This window comes from Variovorax sp. AB1(2024), from assembly GCF_037482385.2.
Lineage (GTDB): Bacteria > Pseudomonadota > Gammaproteobacteria > Burkholderiales > Burkholderiaceae_C > Variovorax.
This window is the reverse complement of the sequence record NZ_JBBHKP020000001.1, coordinates 5,728,804-5,748,785: the sequence shown is the minus strand read 5'-3', so window position 1 is coordinate 5,748,785 and position 19,982 is coordinate 5,728,804. Positions and strand designations below refer to the sequence as shown.

15 protein-coding genes and 1 pseudogene are annotated in these 19,982 nt (G+C 66.7%); 6 read left to right on the top strand and 10 right to left on the bottom strand.

Annotated elements, in window-relative coordinates:
- The 6 genes and pseudogenes from WIX39_RS27115 to WIX39_RS27090 all read left to right on the top strand — a co-directional run.
- Window positions 1–632 (top strand): annotated as a pseudogene (locus tag WIX39_RS27115) (hypothetical protein); the annotation flags it as partial.
- An 84-nt stretch (window positions 633–716) separates the two neighbouring features.
- Window positions 717–1,220: a peptidoglycan-associated lipoprotein Pal gene (pal, locus tag WIX39_RS27110; protein ID WP_106936825.1), complete on the top strand. Its 504-nt coding sequence runs from the start codon at window positions 717–719 to the stop codon at window positions 1,218–1,220.
- 106 nt (window positions 1,221–1,326) lie between these two features.
- Window positions 1,327–4,425, top strand: coding sequence for a glutamate ligase domain-containing protein (locus tag WIX39_RS27105; protein ID WP_409196302.1), 3,099 nt, complete (start codon window positions 1,327–1,329; stop codon window positions 4,423–4,425).
- A 369-nt stretch (window positions 4,426–4,794) separates the two neighbouring features.
- Entirely contained in the window at window positions 4,795–6,612 is a 1,818-nt protein-coding gene (locus WIX39_RS27100) for a peptidase domain-containing ABC transporter (protein WP_081270810.1), read from the top strand.
- A 28-nt stretch (window positions 6,613–6,640) separates the two neighbouring features.
- The gene (locus WIX39_RS27095) at window positions 6,641–7,957 is read left to right on the top strand and encodes an HlyD family type I secretion periplasmic adaptor subunit (protein WP_081270811.1); all 1,317 of its coding nucleotides are present in this window, start codon (window positions 6,641–6,643) and stop codon (window positions 7,955–7,957) included.
- Between the two features lie 11 nt (window positions 7,958–7,968).
- Window positions 7,969–9,531: a TolC family protein gene (locus WIX39_RS27090; RefSeq protein ID WP_409196301.1), complete on the top strand. Its 1,563-nt coding sequence runs from the start codon at window positions 7,969–7,971 to the stop codon at window positions 9,529–9,531.
- Between the two features lie 25 nt (window positions 9,532–9,556).
- On the opposite strand, the gene WIX39_RS27085 is transcribed toward WIX39_RS27090, so the two are convergent.
- The 10 genes from WIX39_RS27085 to WIX39_RS27040 are packed head-to-tail and all read right to left on the bottom strand — an operon-like array spanning window position 9,557 to window position 19,950.
- Window positions 9,557–10,981, bottom strand: a complete 1,425-nt coding sequence (locus WIX39_RS27085) for a sigma 54-interacting transcriptional regulator (protein WP_106936830.1) — start codon at window positions 10,979–10,981, stop codon at window positions 9,557–9,559.
- Window positions 10,982–10,997: 16 nt separating this feature from the next.
- Window positions 10,998–13,019, bottom strand: coding sequence for a TadG family pilus assembly protein (locus WIX39_RS27080; protein ID WP_159053690.1), 2,022 nt, complete (start codon window positions 13,017–13,019; stop codon window positions 10,998–11,000).
- 11 nt (window positions 13,020–13,030) lie between these two features.
- Window positions 13,031–13,507, bottom strand: coding sequence for a TadE/TadG family type IV pilus assembly protein (locus WIX39_RS27075; RefSeq protein ID WP_106936832.1), 477 nt, complete (start codon window positions 13,505–13,507; stop codon window positions 13,031–13,033).
- The gene (locus tag WIX39_RS27070) at window positions 13,504–13,986 is read right to left on the bottom strand and encodes a TadE/TadG family type IV pilus assembly protein (RefSeq protein WP_106936833.1); all 483 of its coding nucleotides are present in this window, start codon (window positions 13,984–13,986) and stop codon (window positions 13,504–13,506) included. Before WIX39_RS27070 ends, WIX39_RS27075 begins: the two co-directional genes overlap by 4 nt.
- Window positions 13,987–14,026: 40 nt before the next feature.
- Window positions 14,027–14,419, bottom strand: coding sequence for a DUF3613 domain-containing protein (locus WIX39_RS27065; RefSeq protein WP_106936834.1), 393 nt, complete (start codon window positions 14,417–14,419; stop codon window positions 14,027–14,029).
- On the bottom strand, window positions 14,416–15,381 hold the full coding sequence (locus WIX39_RS27060; protein ID WP_234382333.1) for a hypothetical protein: 966 nt from the start codon (window positions 15,379–15,381) through the stop codon (window positions 14,416–14,418). Before WIX39_RS27060 ends, WIX39_RS27065 begins: the two co-directional genes overlap by 4 nt.
- A 17-nt stretch (window positions 15,382–15,398) precedes the next feature.
- A complete protein-coding gene (locus tag WIX39_RS27055) occupies window positions 15,399–16,361 on the bottom strand; it encodes a type II secretion system F family protein (protein ID WP_106936835.1) in 963 nt (320 codons plus the stop codon).
- On the bottom strand, window positions 16,358–17,356 hold the full coding sequence (locus tag WIX39_RS27050; protein ID WP_199851883.1) for a type II secretion system F family protein: 999 nt from the start codon (window positions 17,354–17,356) through the stop codon (window positions 16,358–16,360). Before WIX39_RS27050 ends, WIX39_RS27055 begins: the two co-directional genes overlap by 4 nt.
- Entirely contained in the window at window positions 17,349–18,662 is a 1,314-nt protein-coding gene (locus tag WIX39_RS27045; RefSeq protein ID WP_106936837.1) for a CpaF family protein, read from the bottom strand. The genes WIX39_RS27050 and WIX39_RS27045 overlap by 8 nt, the downstream gene beginning before the upstream one ends.
- 4 nt (window positions 18,663–18,666) lie before the next feature.
- The gene (locus WIX39_RS27040; protein WP_106936838.1) at window positions 18,667–19,950 is read right to left on the bottom strand and encodes an AAA family ATPase; all 1,284 of its coding nucleotides are present in this window, start codon (window positions 19,948–19,950) and stop codon (window positions 18,667–18,669) included.
- Window positions 19,951–19,982 lie beyond the last annotated feature (32 nt).

Below are 19,982 nucleotides of genomic sequence, written 5' to 3'. Positions count from 1 at the left end.
GCAGCGAAGGCGGCCTGCTCGGCGGCGTGCTGGGCGACAACGGCGTCCTGGGCGGCGTCCTCGGCGGCAGCGAAGGCGGCCTGCTCGGCGGCGTGCTGGGCGACAACGGCGTCCTGGGCGGCGTCCTCGGCGGCAGCGAAGGCGGCCTGCTCGGCGGCGTGCTGGGCAGCGACGGCCTCGTGGGCGGTCTGCTCGGCGGCGGCAGCGGCTCGGACGGCCCGCTCGGCGGCGTCCTCGGCAACGACGGCCTGGTCGGCAGCCTGCTGGGCAACGACGGCCTCGTCGGCGGCCTGCTCGGTGGCCTGCTGGGCGGCAGCAACCCGGTAGCCAACATCCTGCAGCCGGCGACGAGCGCCGTCAGCAGCGTGACCGACACCGTCAGCTCCGTGGCCTCGAACGCCACGCACGCGGGTTCCGACGCAACGGCGCCGGTGACCGACATCCTGGCGGGCTCGTCGCATGCGGCCGCACCGGTGACCGATGTCGTCAGCAGCGTGGTGAACACCGTGGAGCACGTGGCCGCGCCGCTGGTGAACGACGTCGTGACGCCGATCACCAGCCTGGTCGAGCACAGCCCGGCCGGCAGCGCGCTGTCGCCGGTGACCAACATCCTTCACGGCCTGTTGGGCTGATCCACAAGAACAGCAGAAGGAGGGGTGGGGAGCGGAAGCACCAGGGACAGGCCGCCACCGGCCTGTCCCGCGAAAGGATTGGATATGAAAAAGAATTTCCGGATACTGGCCATCGTCGCACTCGGAGCCATCCTGGTCGGCTGCGCGGCCCCCAAGACCGGTCGCGACGATGCGACCTACTACTACTCGAACAAGGCCACCAGCGCGGTGCCGAGGGTGGAGCCCGCTGCGCCGCCGCCGGTGCAGAACGGCCCGGCAGGCGTCTCGAAGATCGTCTACTTCGACTTCGACAAGTACAACATCAAGCCCGAGTACATGAAGATCGTCGAGGCGCACGCGAGCTACATGCGCAACCGGACGTCGAGCCGGGTCGTCATCGAAGGCAACACCGACCAGCGCGGCGGCCGCGAATACAACCTGGCGCTGGGCCAGCGCCGTGCCGACGCCGTGCAGCGCGCGCTCACGCAACTGGGCGTGCCGGCCGAGCGCATTGAGGCCATCAGCTGGGGCACGGAGAAACCCGCGTCGCTCGCAACCACCGAGGAGGGCTATCAGCTCAATCGCCGCGCCGAATTCAGCTACCGCTGAAGCCGGTGCCACGCGATGACTTCGACGGCAGTTTCCGGTCCGCGCAAACGTCGAGGCATGGGCAGATGACGGGCGCGACCGGTTTCCCGCATTCGATCGGGGCCGCATGATGTCTTTCCAGGATCAGCTCCATGCCTGCCATGAACGCCTGGTGTCGGTGTGCGCGGCATTGCCCGCCCCGTACCCGGCGTTCACGCTGTTCTTCTCGGTCAGCGACGGTTCGCAGCGTGCCCACGTGGTGCATGCGCGCGCCGCCGACTTCGAGACGGCATGGCGCGAGGGCTCGGAGTCCGTCGGGCGCTGGGTGCGCGAGCGCGGCATCGTGTCGCCGTGGCTGCGCATCGACTGGGTCGAGGGCGCGAGCCCGATGGAGTGGGTGCAGTTCAAGACGCAGCTCACCGCGGTCAAGCGCAACTACTTCCGCCTCGGCCTGGCCTTCGACCAGGACTTCGAGCTTGCCTTCACCGAGCAGGAGCTCAACGCCAACGCCATGCTGTGCGGCGATTCGACCATCGCGCACTCGGTGGTGAACCCGCGCAACTTCGAGGTCTACGGCCTGGCCCGCTTCGAGCGCGCGCCGCCGCTGGACATGCCGGCCGAACATCCGGTCTACCTGCTCGCGATGGTGGGCGTGTTCTGCCAGCCCGACGGCGTGGTGCACAAGCTCGTCGGCACGGGGCTCGACGCGGGCCGGCGGCAGCTGCCGGCGCTCAACCCGCAATCGGTGCTCGACCTCGTGCGCAGCGGTTCGGCTTACCTCGCGCGGCAGGTGCAGAGCGACGGGCTGTTCGTGTACGGCTATTTCCCGTGCTTCGACCGGCGCATTCCGACCTACGACGCCATGCGCCACGCGAGCGCGGTCTACGCCATGCTCGAGGCATGGGAGCTCACGCGCGACGAGACCCTGCGCTCGGCCATCGACCGCGCGATCGACCACCTGACCAGCTGGCTGATCCGCGACTACACGCTGCCCGACGGCCGCGCCGCGGCCTTCCTGGTGGACACCGGCGGCGAGATCAAGCTGGGCGGCAACGCGGCCTGCGTGCTCGCGCTCGTGAAGTACTGCGAGCTGATGGACACGCGCCACTGGCTGCCGCTCATCGACAAGCTCGCGCTCGGCATCGCGTCGCTGCAAGACCCGGAGACCGGCCGCTTCAACCACGTGCTGCATGCGACCGACCTGTCGGTCAAGCAGGCCTCGCGCATCATTTACTACGACGGCGAAGCGGTCTACGGCCTCATGCGCCTGTACAGCCTCACGCGCGACCCGCAGTGGCTGGCGGTGGTCGAGAAGGCCTTCGACTATTTCATCGCGGGCCAGCAATGGCAGTCGCACGACCACTGGCTGAGCTGCTGCGTCAACGAGCTCACGCACTGGAGCCCGCAGGAGAAGTACTTTCGCTTCGGCCTGCAGAACGTGGCGGGGTACCTGGACTTCGTGCTCGACCGCAAGACCACGTTTCCGACGCTGCTCGAACTCATGCTGGCCGCGCAGCAGATGCTGCAGCGGCTCGAGGGCATGCCCGCGATGCGGCACCTGCTCGACGAACTGGACACCGAGAAGTTCTACCGCGCGCTCGACTACCGCGCGCACTACCTGCTCAACGGCTTCTTCTGGCCCGAGATGGCGATGTACTTCCGCCGGCCGTCGACGGTGGTGGGGTCCTTCTTCATCCGGCACCACTCGTTCCGCGTGCGCATCGACGACGTGGAACAGTACGTGTCGGGCTTCGCGGCCTATCACCGCTACCTGCTCGAACGACGGGCGCTGGCCGCCGCCAGCGGTACGGGCGGTGCCCCCGCCGGCAACGGCGCGCGCGACGACGGCCCGGCCTGGACCGCGAGCGAGATGGCCCGCGTCACCAGCGGCGAGTGGGTCGTCAAGCCCGAGGACGGCTGGCGCGCCAGCGGCGTGACGCAACGCTCCTTCATGCGCAAGGGCCGCGTGGTGTTCGACCACCAGACGCGCCCGTCGAAGACGCCGCTGGCGGCCGTCACGCTCAAGGGTGTGCTGCAGCCGGCCGCCGCGGTGCTGTGCACCGACCCCAAGCCGCACCTGGACAAGCGCGTGCCGGTGCTGAAGGTGCAGAACGTGCTGCAGTCCGTGCTGCTGCTGGGCGACCATGCGCGCTGCGAATTCACCGGCCGCGTGTGCGGCGTGCTCGGCAGCGGCGCCGGCAGCGGCACCGTCACCGCCATGCTGGCCGGCGCGCTCACCGTGTGGGGCGAGGTCGCGCAGCCCGAAGGCAACATCAGCCTGCCTTCGGGGCTCGCCTGGAACATGACCTGCATGCCGCGGCACGCGGCCTACTGGGTGATGGAGATGGGCGCGTCGCAGATGCCGGCATCCGCGCAGCTGGTGCGGCCCTCGCTCGTCGTCGTGACCGGGCTGTCGGCCGCGTCGCAGAAGCATCGCGGCCCTTCCGAAGCGGCCGCGCGGCTGGACAGCCGCATCTTCCAGTCGATGAACCCGGGCGACAGCGTGGTGCTGAACCGCGACATGCCCGAGTTCGCGACCTTCGCCGACGCGGCCATGACGCAGCAGCTGCAGATCGTGACCTACGGCGAGCACAAGGACGCCGACGTGCGCCTGCTCGCCTTCGACCACGGCGAGGTGCAGGCGCTGGTGGCGGGCGAGCCCTTCCAGCTGCGGCTCAACGCGCCGGGCCGGCACATGGGTGCGAGCGCCATCGCCGCGCTCGCCGCGCTGCAGGCGCTGCGCCTGCCGCTGGCCGCGGCGGTCGAGCCCTTTGCGCACTTCGAGCCGCCGGGCGGGCGCGGCGCGCTGCACACCATTCACATCGGCGGCGGCAGCTTCAAGCTGATCGACGAGACCTACGACGCCAACCCGAGCTCGATGCGGGCCGCGCTGGAGATGCTGTCGCAGGCCCCCTGCGAGCCGGCGCGCCGCGTGGCGATCCTTGGCGACATGCAGGAGCTCGGCCCCGCCGCGCAGCGCCATCACCTCGACCTGGAGGCCGAGCTGCTGGCCTCGCAGCCCGATCGCGTGCTGCTGTGCGGCCCGCTGATGCGGGCACTGCACACGCGCATTCGCACCAAGGTGCGATCGCACTGGTTCGTCGATGTGTCCGACCTGTCCACCGCGCTCGGCGGCCTCGTGCAGCCGGGCGACTGGGTGCTGGCCAAGAGCTCGGCGGGCATCGGTCTTTCCCGGCTCGCCCGGGTCTTGAAAGCATTGCCATGAGATGGAACGCGTTATTGCATTCGCCCTACGAACATGAGGCAGCGGCAGCACCGCGGTGCTGGTGGCTGGGCTGGCTCCAGCTGCTGTGCGCCTGGGTGCTCTGCATGCTGTTGTGCGCCAACATCGCATTGGTGTTCGCAGAGGGTTTGCCCTATCAGGCGAAGGCTGTCAGGTCAGGGAGTCCGGCCGGTTGCGCGGTTACGGGAAGCGCCGCGCAACCGGGACCGGAGCAGTCCGTGAAAGCCATTCCGTCGAAGGTGCGAATGCCTGTGTGCTGAGTCGCGTCGAGAGTGAATTTTTGCCTTGTAACAGCTGGGTAACAGTTGATAATGAGACAGGCGTCATTGCCCGACGGATCGGCTTTTTCCCATGATCAAGTTCCTCTTGCCCAGCCAGCTGGTTGCCGACACGCCAGACGAACCTGGTGCCAGCCCCTATGCGGGCGCGCTGCATGAAGCGTTTCGCGCGGCGTATCCGCTGGTCAAGGGCGCGGCGTGGCGCTCGCTGCCCATCAGCCTGTTCGGGCTGCTGCCTTCGATCTTCCTGCTGCAGGTGTACGACCGCGTGCTGTCGCGCAGCGGCACCTCGACGCTCGCAGCGCTGGTGAGCGGCATCTTCTTCTTCCTGTGCATCGAGTTCTGGCTGCGCACGCGGCGCTCGCGCCTGCTGCGCAACGCGGGCGCCATCATCGACCACGGCGTGTCGGGTGCCTTGCTGAACTCGATGCTGTCGCGCCCGCTGCGCGCGCTGGAGTCGCGGCCCGCTTCCTCGTGGCAGCTGTACTTCCGCGACGTGGGTTCGGTGCGCGGCACCGTCACCGGCGGCCTCGCGCAATCGATCTTCGACCTGCCCATGGCCATCTTCGCGCTGGTCGTGATCGGCATCGTCGCGTTGCCGGTGCTGCCGGTGGTGGCCGTGTTCCTGGCCATCATGTCTTTCCTGGCGTGGTGGTGGGCCGACGAAGTGCGCACCGGCCGTGTGGAAGAAGTGCAGCGCGGCCGCGGCCTGGACCGCATCACCTCCGAGATCTGCCATGCGCGCGAGACGCTGAAGACGCAGGCCAACGACGGTCCCACCATCGAGACGTGGCGCCAGGCCTACAACGCCTGGCTCACCGAGAGCTTCACCAAGAACGGCCAGATCGAAACCGCGCGCGACGGCACCACCGTGCTGCTGACCGTGTTCTCGGTCATCGTGGTCACGGTGGGTGCGGTGTCGGTGATGGAGCAATGGATGACGGTGGGCGGCCTGGTCGCCTCCAACATGCTGGCGCTCAAGGCGCTGCAGCCGGTGGCCGGGCTGGTGTCGAACTGGCGCTCGCTGGCCACCGCGAAGGAAGCCGCCAAGCGGCTCGAAACCGTGCTGCGCGAGCCGGTCGAGAAGCCGCCCACGGGCATGGAACTGCCGCAGCCGCTGGGCCGCGTCACGCTGCGCGACGTGAGCTTCAGCTTCACCGAGACAGCGCAGCAGCCGGTGCTGGAAAACGTCGACCTCGACATCGGCCCCGGCGGGCTGCACGTGATCGTCGGGCGCAACGGCGCGGGCAAGTCGACGCTGGTGAAGCTGGTGTCGGGCCTGTACACGCCCACGCGCGGCACCGTGAGCATCGGCGAATACGACCTCTCGCAGTTCGGCCGCGAAGAGCTGTCGCGCTGGATCAGCTATCTGTCGCAGGAGGTCTACTGGTTCGGCGGCGCGCTGGTCGACGTGATGCGGCGCGGCGCGCCGGGCCAGAGCGACGAGCAGATCGTCGCGGCCTGCAAGCTCTCCGGCGCGCATGACTTCATCTCGCGCCTGCCCGACGGCTACCGCACCGTGGTGGGCGAGGGCGGCACCGGCTTCTCCGTCGGCGAGCGGCGCAAGCTCGCGCTGGCCATGAGCTTCCTTCGCAAGCCGTCGGTGCTGGTGCTCGACGAGCCCAGCAACGACCTCGACTTCCAGAGCGAGCGCAACCTGCTCGCCACCATGCTCGCGGTGGCCAAGGTGCGCACCGTGGTGGTGGTCACGCACTCGCTGCGCATCGTTTCCGCGGCCACGGTGGTCTATCACGTGACCGGGCAGGGCAACGTGGAGCAGGGCTCCGCGGCGGTGATGGTGCCCAAGCTGTTCGGCGTGAAGAAGCCGCTGGTGGCGGTGGGCGACAGCGAAGACAGCGCGGGGGCCGCGGCCACCCGCTCCATGGCGTGAAGACGACAAGCGACGGGGGCAGCAAATTTTGAAATCAGATCTGCCGCAGATATTGCAGGACGAACAGGACAGGCGCGCGGCGCAGACGTCGCCGAAGGGACGGCGGCGGCAATGGATCATCGGCGGGGCGGTGGCGGTGCTGGCGCTGGTCGGCCTGGGCTTTCCCATGGAGACCGTGGTCGTCGCCCCGGGCCGTGTGATTCCTTCCGACCGCGTCAAGGCCATCCAGCATCTGGAGGGCGGCATCGTCAGCAGCGTGCTGGTGAAGGAAGGCGACAAGGTCAAGACGGGCCAGCCGCTGGTGGAGATCGACTTGGGCGGCAGCGGCCTGAACCTGGAAGAACTCACGGCGCGCTATGCGGCCACGCAGGCCACCCGCGTGCGCCTCATGGCCGAGAGCCGGGGCCAGCCGCTGCGCCGCGATTCCTTCGCCAAGGACATCGACGAGGGCGTGTTCGAAGGCGAGACTGGCGCCTACCAGGCGCGCGCACTGGAGCAGCGCGGCGTCATGGCGGGCGCGGTGTCGGGACTGGAGCAGGCACGCAGCAAGAAGCTGGAGCAGCAGGCCAAGGTCAAGGGCCTCGGGGACCGGCTCGCGCTGATGCAGAAGGAACTCGAGATTTCCGAGCAACTGCTCAGCGAGAAGCTGGTCGGCCAGGTCGAGGTGCTCGAGAAGCGGCGCCAGGTCGAGAGCGTGCGCAGCGAACTCGCGGTGGCGCGGCAGGGCGTGGTCTCGGCCGACGCCGCCATCACCGAGGCGCAGGCCAAGATGGCAGAGGCGGAGGGCCGCTTCCGCCGCCGCGCGTCGGACGAGCTGGCCACTGTCGAGCGCCAGTTCGCGAGCCTGAGCGAAGACCTCGCGCGGGCCCGCACGCAGCGTTCGCGCACGGTGGTGAAGGCGCCGTCGGACGGCATCGTCAAGGGCCTGCGCAACTCCAGCCCCGGCTGGGTGGTGAAGCCGGGCGAGTCGATTCTCGAAGTGGTGCCCGACGAGGACGAGATCATGGTCGAGGCGCGGCTCAACCCGAACGACCGTGGCTTCATCGAAGTGGGGCAGACGGCGCGCGTGAAGATCACCGCCTACGACTACTTGCGCTACGGCGCCGTCGACGGCAAGGTCAAGCTCGTGGCGGCCGATGCCGACCGCGACCCGGCCATCTCGAACGGCGCGCCCTACTACCGGCTGCTCATCAGCATGTCGCAGTCCCACGTGGGGCGCGACGAGAACCGCATCACCGCCGGCATGGAATCGGAAGTGGACCTGCGTGTCGGCACCGATCCGTTCATCTGGTACATCCTGCGACCCGTGCTCAAGCTGCGGCGCGAAGCCTTCCGCGAACCATGAGGAACGCCCCCTTGAACAGCCGGCGCCGCACAGGCACCGGCGTGGTGTGCGCGGCGCTGTGCGCCAGCTTCGCGCTGCCGCCCGCCGCCTTCGCGCAGGAACAGCAACAACAGGAAGCGCTGCAGGAGCCGCCGCCGCTCGTGCTCGCACGCAGGCTGTCCGCGCCATCGCTCGGCGCGGCCAGCTATGCGCAGCAGGTGAAGCAGGCACTGGTCGCGCTGTCGCAGGAATACCCCGAAGTGCAGACGGCCCAGGCGGCCGCCAACACCAGCAGCTACAGCGTCGATGCCGCCAGGCAGGCGCGCTATCCGCGCTTCAAGATCGGCACGTCGTCGGGCAACTACAACAGCGGCCTGGCCGGCGCCAAGACGGAGGGCTACACCGTGCTCACCGCCGAGGCCCGCATGAGCCTGCTCGACGGCGGCGCCATGAGCGCGGCGCAGCGCGCAGCCGAAGCCGGCAACCAGGCCGACGACGAGGCCGTCGTCACCACCTCGCAGAAGGTCGTGCTGGATGCGCTGACCGCCTACCTGCAGGTGCAGCGCTACGACCTCAAGAAGCAGATCGCGCACAAGGCCACCGAGGTGGTCGCCGAACTTTCCAAGGCCGAGGCCCGCCGTGTCGCACTGGGGGTGACCGGCGACAACGACCTCAACATGGCGGCCTCGCGCCGAGCGCTCGTGGCCGCGCGCGAGTCCGACTTCCAGGCCCAGCGCGACGAGGCCATGGCCAAGTTCCGCAACTACTTCAAGTTCTCGCCCAACGTGGAGTCGCTGCCCGTGCTCGCCGCGCCGCCGCAATGGCGCATCGGCTCGCAGGAAGAGGCGCTGCGCCGCGCCGAGGCACGCAGCACCGAGATCGCCGAAGCCCAGGGCCGCATCGAACGCGCGCGCGCGCTGGCCGACCAGCAGGACGCGAGCCTCTACCCGACCCTCGACGCCGTGGTGGTGAAGAGCCGCGATCCGCGGGGCGTGTCGCCGCAGGACCCGACGCGCGCGGCCTTCGAGCTCAACTGGAACTTCGGCAACGGCTTCGACCGGCAGTTGCGGCTGAAGTCCGCGCTCGCCGAAGTCGCGAACCAGGAGGCCAAGCTTGACGGCGTGAAGCTCAACCTGTTCGAACTCACCTCCGCCTCATGGGCGCGCACTGTATCGGGCCGCGAGCGCGAGCGGCAACTGATGGAAGCCGTGAGCACATCGGGCCAGGCCTTCCGCGGCCGCCGCCGCCTCATGGAATTCGGCCGCGAGACCCTGCCCAAGGTGCTCGACGCGCAACTCGACTACTACACGCTGCTGTTCGATTACGTCGACGGCGTGTTCGACCTGCGCATCTCGGAGCTGCGCCTGGCGCGCACGACCGGCGAACTGCGCATCGACCCCGCGGGCACGAACAACTGGATCGACCGGCTCTTCGGCGCGCCGAGCCGGCCTGCCCTGACCGAGGACGGCCTGCTGGCCGCGCTGTGCATCTCGAGCAACACCGCCTGCGCGAGCGAGCCGGTGGTCGAGCGCGCCGCGGGCCCCGGAGGCGCGGGCTCGTCGCTGCGCAAGGCTCCGCGGCTGTCGATCCCCTGAGCGTCGGCGCTGTCGGGGGCACCGGTCAGGCGTCTTCGGGAATGCCCGGTTCGCCGTCGAGGATCTGGTACTTGCGCATCTTCTCCCACAGCACCTTGCGGCTGATGCCCAGGTGCTGCGCCGTGTCCTGGCGCTTCCAGTCGTTGACCTCGAGCGCCGCGATGATGCGGTTGCGCTCGCTGCTGTTCCAGCCCTTGCGGTCGCTGCTGCCGTCGAGTCCGATCCCGCCGCCACCACCCGCGCCGTTGCGGTCCGCCGAGATCGTCGGTGTCGGCGTGCCGCGCGTCAGCGCAATCGCGCGCTGGATCAGGTTCTGGTCCCAGCTGTGCAGCTGCCGCGCGATCACGCCCACGCGCTCCGCAAGATTGCGCAACTGGCGAACATTGCCCGGGAAGTAGGTCTCGGCCACCGCGTCGCTCAGCCAGTGCGGCGTTTCGCCGAGCGTCTCCAGCTCATCGCCCAGCACGTTGCTCAGCAGCGCCTTGAAGATCGCGATCTTGTCGACCTCGCCGCGTTCCTCGAGGCTGGGCACATGAAGCTCGATCACCGCAAGGCGGTAGAAAAGGTCGGCGCGGAACTCGCCGCTCGCCACCATCTCGCGCAGGTTGCGGTTCGTCGCCGCCACCAGGCGGAAGTCGACGCGGATCGGCGACGTCGCCCCGAGCCGCGTCACCGCGTTGTCCTCGAGCACGCGCAGCAGCTTGACCTGCTGGTAGCGCGGCAGGTCGCCGATTTCGTCGAGGAAAAGCGTGCCGCCCGTGGCCTGCTCGAAATAGCCGCGGTGCGCATGCACCGCGCCGGTGAAGGAGCCCTTCGTGTGGCCGAAGAACAGCGACTCGAAAAGACCGTCGGGAATCGCGCCGCAGTTCACCGCCACGAAAGCGCCCTTGCTGTAATGCTGATGCCCAAGATGCAACTGCTGCGCGATGCGCTCCTTGCCCACGCCGGTTTCGCCGCGCACCAGCACGCTGTGGTCGCAATCGGCGAAGGCGTTCACCTCGGCCAGCAGCGACTTCATCGCGTCGGAGTGCGCCACCAGCACGTCGGGCGCCTGCGGCGCCACCTCGCGCGCGCGCAACTGCCGCACCAGCTTCGCGACCATCGTGCGCAGCTCGGCGCAGGTGAAGTCGTAGGGCAGCACGTGCAGGTACTCGGGCGGATAGGTGCGCGAGTCCCGCTCGCGCGACCCCGCCGCGACCCAGATCACCGGCATGCCCTGCAGCAGCTCCGTCGCATGCGCCAGCCCGCCGCCGTCGATGACGGTGACGCTGATGATCGCGACCGAGGGGCGCAGCGCCACCCCGCGTTCGGGTGCGGGCGGCGGCATCCCGTCAGCCCGGATCACCTCCACGTCGAAGCTCGCCATGCAACGCGCGATGCGGTCGAGGATGTCGGCTTTGCCCTCCCAGACAAAGAGGTCGAGTTCGTCGAAGTTGGCGGGAGAGCTCATCTAGGTAATGCGAAATTCAGTAGACAAGCTGAGCGCCACTGGAACAAGTCAGTCGGGCACCCACTTCTGTCTGGGCGAGATTAGCGCCAAGCACATTGCTCAGCAAAGTATTTACCAAGGGGTCAAGCAACGGTGAAAGCACGCCCGAGATGATCCCCATCAACAGGTTGATGACGCCACTCAGTGTGTTTGTCAGTCCGGTAAGAACGTTGGGCAGTCCCCCTCCGGGAGCCGTGGGCGGAATCGCGATCAGGAGATTGAGTGCTTTCAGCGTATCGCTCAGGCTGTTGACGATGTTTTGTGTCGCGATTGCCAGATAGGCGGGCGCTTGATCCAGCGTAGGGGGATTCGCGAAGAATTGAGATTGCGTGGAGGCAGCGACAGGTACATCAGCCTTCAGTCCGAGCCCACCACCGTAGTAAGGCTTGCGCGTGGAGGCATCGCAACTCACAACTCCGAGACCAAGCAGCCCGAGCTGGCAGCTTTGAGAACCGATGTCTATGACGGGCACAGCGTTGACAGTTGGCAACGCACTCGATGAAAACGCATTTGCTTTTGCAAGAGCCGCCGTTGCCCCGAGGCTGCCAACACGCAGGGTCGCCACGGATGTCGTTGTTTGGGACGTAAGAGAAGTCGCGTTGGCGGTGCAGCTGTAGTCGGTAACCCGCGACGCTCCACCGCCTGCATCCAGGCTTATATCCAACCGAACCGGCGAAGGAAGAATTTTGATGTCGGTGACATTTCGAGTGCAACCCAAAGTGCATCCCAGGATGTTCTGCAGGCCCGTGAAGAGATTCAGACTCAGCAGGTTGTTCAAGAGATCCGTGACTGGCGAGAGTGCCGTCGTCAACGCGTTGACGAGATCGGTGATGCCATTCAGGGCCGGAAGATCTATCGAGATCAATGCCCGAACCTGAGCCGTACGGACATAGATTTGGTCCGGCCCGGTAGGGTTCAGTTTGGCCAAGGCGGGGTTGCCTGTGGCCGATACCTGCGGCGGCTCGATGACTTTTACGTTCGTGGTCACCGAAGCCAGCCCTGGTATAGGGAGTGCCACGGTGGCTACCACGCCGTTCTTGCCGTTCGCAGCCTGCACTACGCCTTCAAGCAGTTGGAAAAGCTGAATGTTGGTATTCAGACCAGCCGCATCCGTGCCGGTTTGTACACCTAGCAGGTCGCCGAGTTTCAGCAACGGTTGCGCAGCTGCCGCATTGGCGGTGAGCTTGAGCAGGTTGAGCGCATCGAGCACGACCTGCGCCGTGTTCCCGCTCTGCTGCAAGGCATCGATCATGGCTTGGACCAACGTCCCCACAGACACGTTCGTGCCCAGCACTTGGTCATATTTTCCGACGCCAATTCCCAGGTTCACTCCCAGCTGGTCGATATAGGTCAGCAACTTGACGTTCGTATTGAGGAGACCGTTCCAGCCAGCGGCGGTGACGTTGAGGGTGCCTCCCAGCAGTCCACCGAAAACCGCATTGAGCAGCGGCGACTTCGTTGAATCGACTGTCAGCAGCGTGGAACGAATTGTCAGATTGGCTTTTGGGGTTTGTTGGGCGGCCACCGCGTCTGCAGTGATCAGTCTCGTTTGGTTTCCTGGAATTCCAGGCATCAGAAGCGGAGGCGTTCTGCTGATGGTGACTCGCACCGCATTGAATTTCTGGCCGCTGTCCGGTGTGCCGAAGTGGGGTGCCACAGGCTTGAGCACAGGGTCCCACCGTCCGCACACGACGCTGTCGGACCCGAGTGGAGAAAGACCGATGGGCATGTTCTGCGCCGCATTGGCTATGGCGGCCGTCGTAGCCGTTGTGCAGTTGTTTACCCCTAGCCCCTGGGCGCCTGCAAGGGCGGCCAGGTCCGCCGTCTTTTGCAGCTCGCGCTTCACGTAGAACATGTAGCCAAGTTCGGTGCCGATCAACGTGATGATGATCAAGCTCAGCGCGATCGCGGTATTTACGAGAATGGAGCCTGCAGACCTGCTGCGCCGAAACGAAGAGGAAACGCCACGCAGGCTTGGGGTAGTCGGGCTCGTGTTCATTCCTGGCCCTTTCATGTGGGCTGAATTGCTGCGGTGGAGCGGCTCCTCAGCTTGTCCGGCATCCCGAGGTTCATGTTCAGAAACGACAGCGAGGGCAGCAGGCTGTTGGCACCGTAGGGATAGGTCACGGTTACCACGACACTCGCATTCGGATTGGTGCCCGTGGGCGTGACGGCAACCGTGACTTGGGTCGCGACCCAGATACGTCGGGTTGCCAGGCTGGTATTCGATGCCGATGGCACGATAAGCGAGCTTGCCAGCGAGTCGTAGACAACGTTCTGAATGCGCGAGTCGTTGGTTGTGGGAACGGAGTTCAGCAATGCCACTGCCCGAGCACCATCTTCGGCCGAGCGCGATATCGCTTGCTGTGTATAGAGCACTGTCCCAAAGGTTGCGATGATGTACACGACGATAAAAAGCACGGTGAAGACCAGTGCGAACTCGGTAGCTGCGATTCCTCTTTGAAGACGACGGTTGTTGAAGGTCATGGGGTCCGTCCGTCGAGCAACATGCTGGCGCTTCCTGTCAGCTGACCAGGGGCGTTGAAGACCGGCAACGGAGGAAGAACCCGCCCCAAGTTGCTGGCGGTAACCGTCACCACCATTTGGCAGCGCGTGTCCCATGTGATGCCACAGGCGCTGGTGACCGCTGCGGTGCAGTTGTTACTGGCAACTTGGCATACGGTTGCCGTGACGCTGAGCGTGGCTGCAGACGGGAGCCAACTGGCCTGAGCCGTTGCAACTGTCCGAGCTTGCGCTGCTCGAGTGGGAAGGTCCGGCTGATAGCGCAAGGCTGCGCGGGCACCATCTTCAGCCGCGTTTTGCAGGCCCAGCCGGAACGCGAACACCATGCCGTAGCAGATGATTCCGTAGAGCAGCGTGAAGAAAATCAGGAACACCAAGGCGAACTCGACCGCATATGCGCCGCGCTGTTTGCGTGCACTGGAGCGAAGCTGTTTGACGTCCATGATGAGCCGACAATGGCGTGTCACGTTTTCTGGTGCGCGGCTATTTGGGTGCCCCGGCACCAGCGCCGGATCCGGAAGACGACTTGACTATCGAACTCATGCGCTCCGGAATCGGAAACTCGAAGCTCTTCATGTAGCGCTCATAGCTGCGACTTGCCACGTCGCCGGCAATCGGACGTGGCGTGGGGGAGGCAATTTCGCCGCTGCGCTGCCATGCGAGCAAGCCCTGTGTGGCGTCGCCGACCTGCGGCCGCTCATAGACGACTTCTCCCTCCGTATTCATTTCTTCCGGGCCGTTTTGTACCGGTTGAGCGGCGGCCGGCGGTGCTTCCAGCTGCACTGGCTTCGCAGCCTCTTGTGCCGCTGCGGCGGGCGCAGCGATCACCAACACGGCGGCCAGCAGGGCGAGGCGATGGGCGTGTTCTTTTTTCATTGGGTACCTTGTGGGGTGGAGTTCGGTGGCATCGACAGCGCGGAGTCGGCGACGGACGGATTCAGCTGGCTGGCTGTTCGCAGGCCGCCCATGCCGGCCCAGCGCGATGCCTTGAGCATCAGCGGAGGCGGTACGGTGTCGTCGCGCACGGGCTGCGGCGTGCTCGCAAGCGGCCGCAGTGCGGTGACGTCTGGCGCCGCACTGGTAGCCGCGAGCCGCTGGGTACCGCCCCTGCGCATCTGCTGCGCGGCATCGCGCACGGCTGCGCGCGATGCCGCGGGCATGCGGTTGACTTCCATCAACCGGTCCGCCTGCTCGCGCTGGCCGGTGACTTCGAGGTAGAGCGCAAGGTTGGACTGTGCCTGCGTGCTGTTCGGGCGCAGCTGCAGCGCCTGCATCAACGGCAGCCGCGCTTCCTCGATCTGTCCCGCACGCAGGCTGGCGTAGCCCAGGTCGCTGAGCAGGAGGGCATCGGTCGGTGTCTGGCGCTGCGCTTTTCCGAGCAACTGCACGGCCTCCGCGTAGCTGCCGCGCGCACCGGCCAGCAGGCCGAGGCCGCGGTAGCCGGCACTCTCCAGCGGTGTGCCGATTAGGCGCTTGTAGGCCTGCTCGCTCAGCGCGGCCTGATCGGTCTGGCGCAAGGCGTCGGCGCGCAAGCGGGTGGATTCCGGCGATACGCCCCAGCGTTGCTCGAGCGCGTCGATATGCGCGAGCGACGCAAACCACAGGCCATCCTTTTGCATCTGCTCCACGAGCTTGAGGTAGGTGGCCTTGCTGTCGATGTTCGCGCTCGACTTGGTTTCCGCGGACGCCTCGGCGGCCGCGCGTTCCTGGGCGTTGGCGCTGGCGACATAGGCCGAGGATGTGTCCTTGAGAAGGCTGCATCCGCTGACGAACAGGGTCGAGGCCATGATCGCGCCCACGGTAAGCACGCGAGCCGAGCGGTGAGAGCGCATGGGCATGGAGAGGTCAAAGTGAGTCATTTACTGATCGCTCCCAATGAACGGAATATTGCGATGAAGCCCGGACCCGCCGTGACGATGACCAGCGCCGGCAGCAGCGAAACCACCATGACGCCGGTCATCTTCACGGTGATCTTGCCGATGCGTTCCTTCATCTGCGAACGCCGGCTCTCCCGCAAGCGATCGCTGAATACGCGCAGCGGTTCCTGCACAGCGCCGCCGTGGCGGTCGACCTGCACCAGTAGCGAGACAAGGCCTCGCAGGTTCTCGTTCTTGTGCAGCGTTGCCAGGCGATGCAACGAGTGCTCTCGGGTGCGACCCTGGCTGTACTGGGCGTTGGCGATTCCCAACTCGTGGCCCAGCACATGAAGTACATGGGAAAAATCAGTAGCCATGATCTGCAGGCTCTGGTCGAGGCTGAGGCCGACGCCCTGCAGCAGGCGCAGCAGGTCGATGAAAAGTGGCAACTCCCGGGCTGCTCGCTCGCGGCGGCCAGCGGCAAAGCGGCCAAGCACCCATTTGGGCGCCATGAACCCGAGCACGGCGCAGGCCGCCAGTACGGTGACGATGGTTCCCTGCTCGTGCCCGCTGCTCCAGAGCAGGTAGGCCAGCAGCGGAAAAACAAGGGCCAGGCCGATGCGGGTCACCAGGAAGATCAGTTGCGTTCGCTTCGACGGCAGGCCGCATTGGTCGATGAGGCTGCGGTCTTCATCAGCCACGAAGGCCCGCCCGATGCGCGAATCCAGCCAGTGGAAAGGCAACTCTAGTTCGGGCTTGAATGCGCCCTCTGCTTCCGCCTCGGCCGTCGTCACGGACTGCGAACCCGGCGTGAGCGCGGCTTGGCGGATTGCGCGGCCGATGACCTGGCCGCTGCGCGCGCGGCGCAGTTCGGCCGCGATCAATGCACCTGCACCAACTGTCAGGCCGACTGCGAGCAGCACGATGCTGAAGATTGCCAACTGGTGGGGTGTGAGCGTCATGCCAACCTCGCAAGACGGTAAAGAAGCGCCACGCCCACCACCTGCAGGCTTGCGGAGGAATAAATCAGGATGCGTCCGGTCTCATCACTCCACATGCCCATGAAGTAGCCGGGATTGGTAAGAATCAGAAAGCCGCCCACGCCGATCGGCAGCAGGCCCAGGATCCATGCGGACAGGCGTGTCTCCGCGGACATGGCATTCAGTTCCTGCTCTGCCTGTTCGCGGTCGCGCATGAAATTGCCCACGCGTTCGAGCAGCAGATCAGCGCGGCCGCCGTAGCGAACGCCCAGGCCAAGAATGGATGCCAGCAGAAACATCTCTTCGATACGCACGTTGGTGGCAGTCTGGTGCAGCGCACGGTCGAGATCCAAGCCGGCGCGGACCAGCGCGGCCGAGCGTTCCAGGTGAACGCGCAGCGGCGCCTCGGTGGTGGCAATTGCTAGCTGGAATGCAGCTTGCGTGGAGTTGCCAATCGTGATGAGGCGCACCATCGCATCGATGTATGCCGGCAACTGGCTGACCAGCTTGCGGCGAAACTTCTGCAGCTGCCACCACAACAGGAAGCTGCCGACAATCAGCAGCACGAACAGCAAACTTGCCGCCGCAAGCCAGCCGACCAGTACGCCCATCAACAGGCTGAGCACGACGGCGGCCGCCAGTGCGAGCGCGACGGTGCGCGGCTCTACGACGCCTACCAGCCAGCCCGGCATTGCCCGCTCCAGCATGCTGGCCTGCGCGGCCTCGGTAGTCGCGGGGCTGGTGTCGAGCCACGGATCCGTCGTCAAGGTCGACGACATTCCTTCTCCCGGAAGCTCCCTGTCCCTCACAGGCATCGGTATCGGCGTGGTCGCCGTGCTGGTCGCGAGGATCTGCTGGCTCAGGTGCCGCTCGGTGGCCAGTCGCACCTGCCTGTTCTTCGCCCACTGCCACAGCATGAGCCCCGCCGCCGCCATCAGCAGCGCGATGCACGCCACGATGAGCAGGGCTTCACGCACGGTTGTCTCCATGCGCGCGCGCCATCGACTGCCGGAAGCGCGTGATCTTGGGCGAGTGCGGCGCGATGCCCAGCGACACCCAGCGGTCGCGTTCCTCGCCGTCCGGCGAGACGACCGGCTCGTAGCGGTAGAGCTCCTGCATGGCAACGACGTTGTCGTTGACGCCCGTGACCTCGCTCAGCGAAATGATGCGGCGCTGGCCGCCCGACAGGCGCCCGATCTGGACGATGAAATCGATGGCGTTGGCGATCTGCCGGCGCAGGCTCACTTCGCTGCCCTGGTAGCCCGCAAAGCCCGCGAGCATCTCCAGGCGGTAGAGGCACTCGCGCGGCGAGCTGGCGTGGATGGTGCCCATCGAGCCTTCGTGGCCGGTGTTCATGGCCTGCATCATCTCGATGACCTCGGCACCGCGCACTTCGCCCACGATGATGCGGTCGGGCCGCATGCGCAGGCTGTTGCGCAGCAGGTCGCGGATCGACACCACGCCCGTGCCGTCGAAGCCGCCCGGTCGGCTTTCGAGCCGCACCACGTGGCTGGTGCCGAGCGACAGTTCGGCCGTGTCCTCGATGGTGATGACGCGTTCGCGCGCGGGTATGTAGCTCGCGAGCGCATTCAGCAGCGAGGTCTTGCCCGAGCTGGTGCCGCCGCTCACGAGGATGTTGCAGCGCGCGCGCACCGCGATCTCCAGCAGTTGCGCCATGCCGGCATCGAAGGTGCCGAGCTTCACCAGGTCCATCGGCGTGAGCGGCTCCTTGCGGAACTTGCGGATCGACACCGACAGGCCGTCGATGGCCAGCGGCTCGATGATCACGTTGATGCGGCCGCCGTCGGGCAGGCGCGCGTCGACCATCGGGTTCGACTCGTCGAGCCGGCGGCCCAGCGGCGCGAGGATGCGGCGCACGATGCGCATCACATGCTCCGAGTCGGCGAAGCGCACCGTCTCGCGCTCCAGCATGCCGTGGCGCGACACGTACACGTTCTGGTAGCCGTTGATCAGGATGTCTTCCACGGCCGGGTCGTTGAGCAGGTCTTCCAGCGGCCCGAAGCCCGCGAGCTCCTTGGTCAGCGCGTCGGAGATGAGCTGCATCTCGCGGTCGTTGATCGGCACGCGGCGCAGCCGCACGAAGCTGTCGACCTCCAGTTCGACGAACTGCTGGATCGAGGCGCGCGACCAGCGGCCGAACTCCGCGCCCAGTTCCTCGATGCGGCTGAGCAGGTGGTCGTGCGTCCAGCTCTTGATGTCCTGGAACTGCTGGGAGTTGATGAACGCCTGGTCGTCGTCGGCGAATTCGATATCGGTGGACATGGGTTCAGCCTTCGTGTGAACTCTTCCAGAGGCCGGTGACTTGCGACATGAGCGCAACCCAGCGTGGATCCTTGGCCGGAGGTTGGCCCGTGGCAGACATGTATTCCTGGTGCAGGCTGCGGGCCAGGCCCGTCACCGCCTGCGCGTAGGGGTCGCTGCGCGAGGTGCGCACCAGCATCTCTCCGCGGCTCGCGGCCGCCATCAGCTGTGCACTGCGCGAAGGCAGCACGTGGCGCAGCGGCAGCTCCAGCCGTTCGGCGATGTCCTTGGCCGTGAGGCCGACATGGCTGTCGAACTTGTTGACCACCAGGGAGAGGCGTTCGGTCTCGACGTTGCGCGCGCGCAGTTCCTTGAGCATGTTGGCGGTGGACACGATGCCGCCGATGCTCTGGTCGCACACGACCCATGCCTGCTGCGCCTCGCGCACCGTCTGCGCCATGAAGTCGATGGTCGAGAAGCCGCCGAGGTCGGCGACCTGGAAGTCGAAGAAGTCGGCCAGCCGCTTGATCAGCGCGACGGAGTCGGCATGCGAGATCTCGCGCACCTGCGCGAGGCTCGCGGGCAGCGGCAGGATGGCCACGCCGCTGGTGTGGTGCGCCAGCGCCGTGTGCAGCAGGGTCTGGTCGAGCCGGCGCAGGTTGCGCACGCCGTCGACGAAGCTGAAGCCGCTCTGCGTGTCGAGGTATAGCAGGCCGTCGCGTGCAGGCAGGCCCAGGTCGAGCAGCGCGACGCCGTGCCTGGAGCTGCGGCCCTGCGGGCGCGCGGGTGCCTGCGCGAGCTGGTCGTGCAGCGTCAGGGCCAGGCTGGTTGCCAGCGTGGTCACGCCGAGTCCGGCACGCGCGCCCAGCAATGCCAGCGTGCTGCCGCGTGTGCCGCCTTGCAGGGTGCTGCGGCGGTCGAGCAGGGCGCGCAGCGTCGTCACCGCATCGGTGGGCGGCGCGGCCATGTCGATGAAATCGTCCACGCCCGCGCGCAATGCGGAGAGCATGGCGGCGGGTTCGGCCGACACGCCGGTTGCCAGCACCGGCAGCGTGGGCCAGTCGCGCTTCAGGCGCTGGTGGAGCTGGATGGCGTGGGCGCCCTGGTCGGGAGAGAAATCGATGAACACCGCCACCGGCCCGAGCAGCGCGATGCGCTCGTCGATCGACTTGGTGTCCGGCGCGAGGATCACCACCGATCCCAGCGTGCCGAGCGCATCGGTCAGCCACGTGATGTGGCTGCCGTTGCTCGACGCGAACAGGTAGGTCTCGCTGCCTGTCTCGGGAATGCTGTCGCGTGGAGCGTTCATGGGGCCTGCCTGCTGCGATGCATGGTCCGCGT

What these genes read in the sequence shown, in the direction of transcription:
- WIX39_RS27105 (WP_409196302.1), top strand. Translation starts at nt 1,327, where the DNA reads ATGATGTCTTTCCAGGATCAGCTCCATGCCTGCCATGAACGCCTGGTG.
- WIX39_RS27040 (WP_106936838.1), bottom strand. Translation starts at nt 19,950, where the DNA reads ATGAACGCTCCACGCGACAGCATTCCCGAGACAGGCAGCGAGACCTAC.
- WIX39_RS27055 (WP_106936835.1), bottom strand. Translation starts at nt 16,361, where the DNA reads ATGACGCTCACACCCCACCAGTTGGCAATCTTCAGCATCGTGCTGCTC.
- WIX39_RS27085 (WP_106936830.1), bottom strand. Translation starts at nt 10,981, where the DNA reads ATGAGCTCTCCCGCCAACTTCGACGAACTCGACCTCTTTGTCTGGGAG.
- WIX39_RS27075 (WP_106936832.1), bottom strand. Translation starts at nt 13,507, where the DNA reads ATGACCTTCAACAACCGTCGTCTTCAAAGAGGAATCGCAGCTACCGAG.
- WIX39_RS27045 (WP_106936837.1), bottom strand. Translation starts at nt 18,662, where the DNA reads ATGTCCACCGATATCGAATTCGCCGACGACGACCAGGCGTTCATCAAC.
- pal (WP_106936825.1), top strand. Translation starts at nt 717, where the DNA reads ATGAAAAAGAATTTCCGGATACTGGCCATCGTCGCACTCGGAGCCATC.
- WIX39_RS27060 (WP_234382333.1), bottom strand. Translation starts at nt 15,381, where the DNA reads ATGCCCATGCGCTCTCACCGCTCGGCTCGCGTGCTTACCGTGGGCGCG.
- WIX39_RS27100 (WP_081270810.1), top strand. Translation starts at nt 4,795, where the DNA reads ATGATCAAGTTCCTCTTGCCCAGCCAGCTGGTTGCCGACACGCCAGAC.
- WIX39_RS27080 (WP_159053690.1), bottom strand. Translation starts at nt 13,019, where the DNA reads ATGAACACGAGCCCGACTACCCCAAGCCTGCGTGGCGTTTCCTCTTCG.
- WIX39_RS27065 (WP_106936834.1), bottom strand. Translation starts at nt 14,419, where the DNA reads ATGAAAAAAGAACACGCCCATCGCCTCGCCCTGCTGGCCGCCGTGTTG.
- WIX39_RS27070 (WP_106936833.1), bottom strand. Translation starts at nt 13,986, where the DNA reads ATGGACGTCAAACAGCTTCGCTCCAGTGCACGCAAACAGCGCGGCGCA.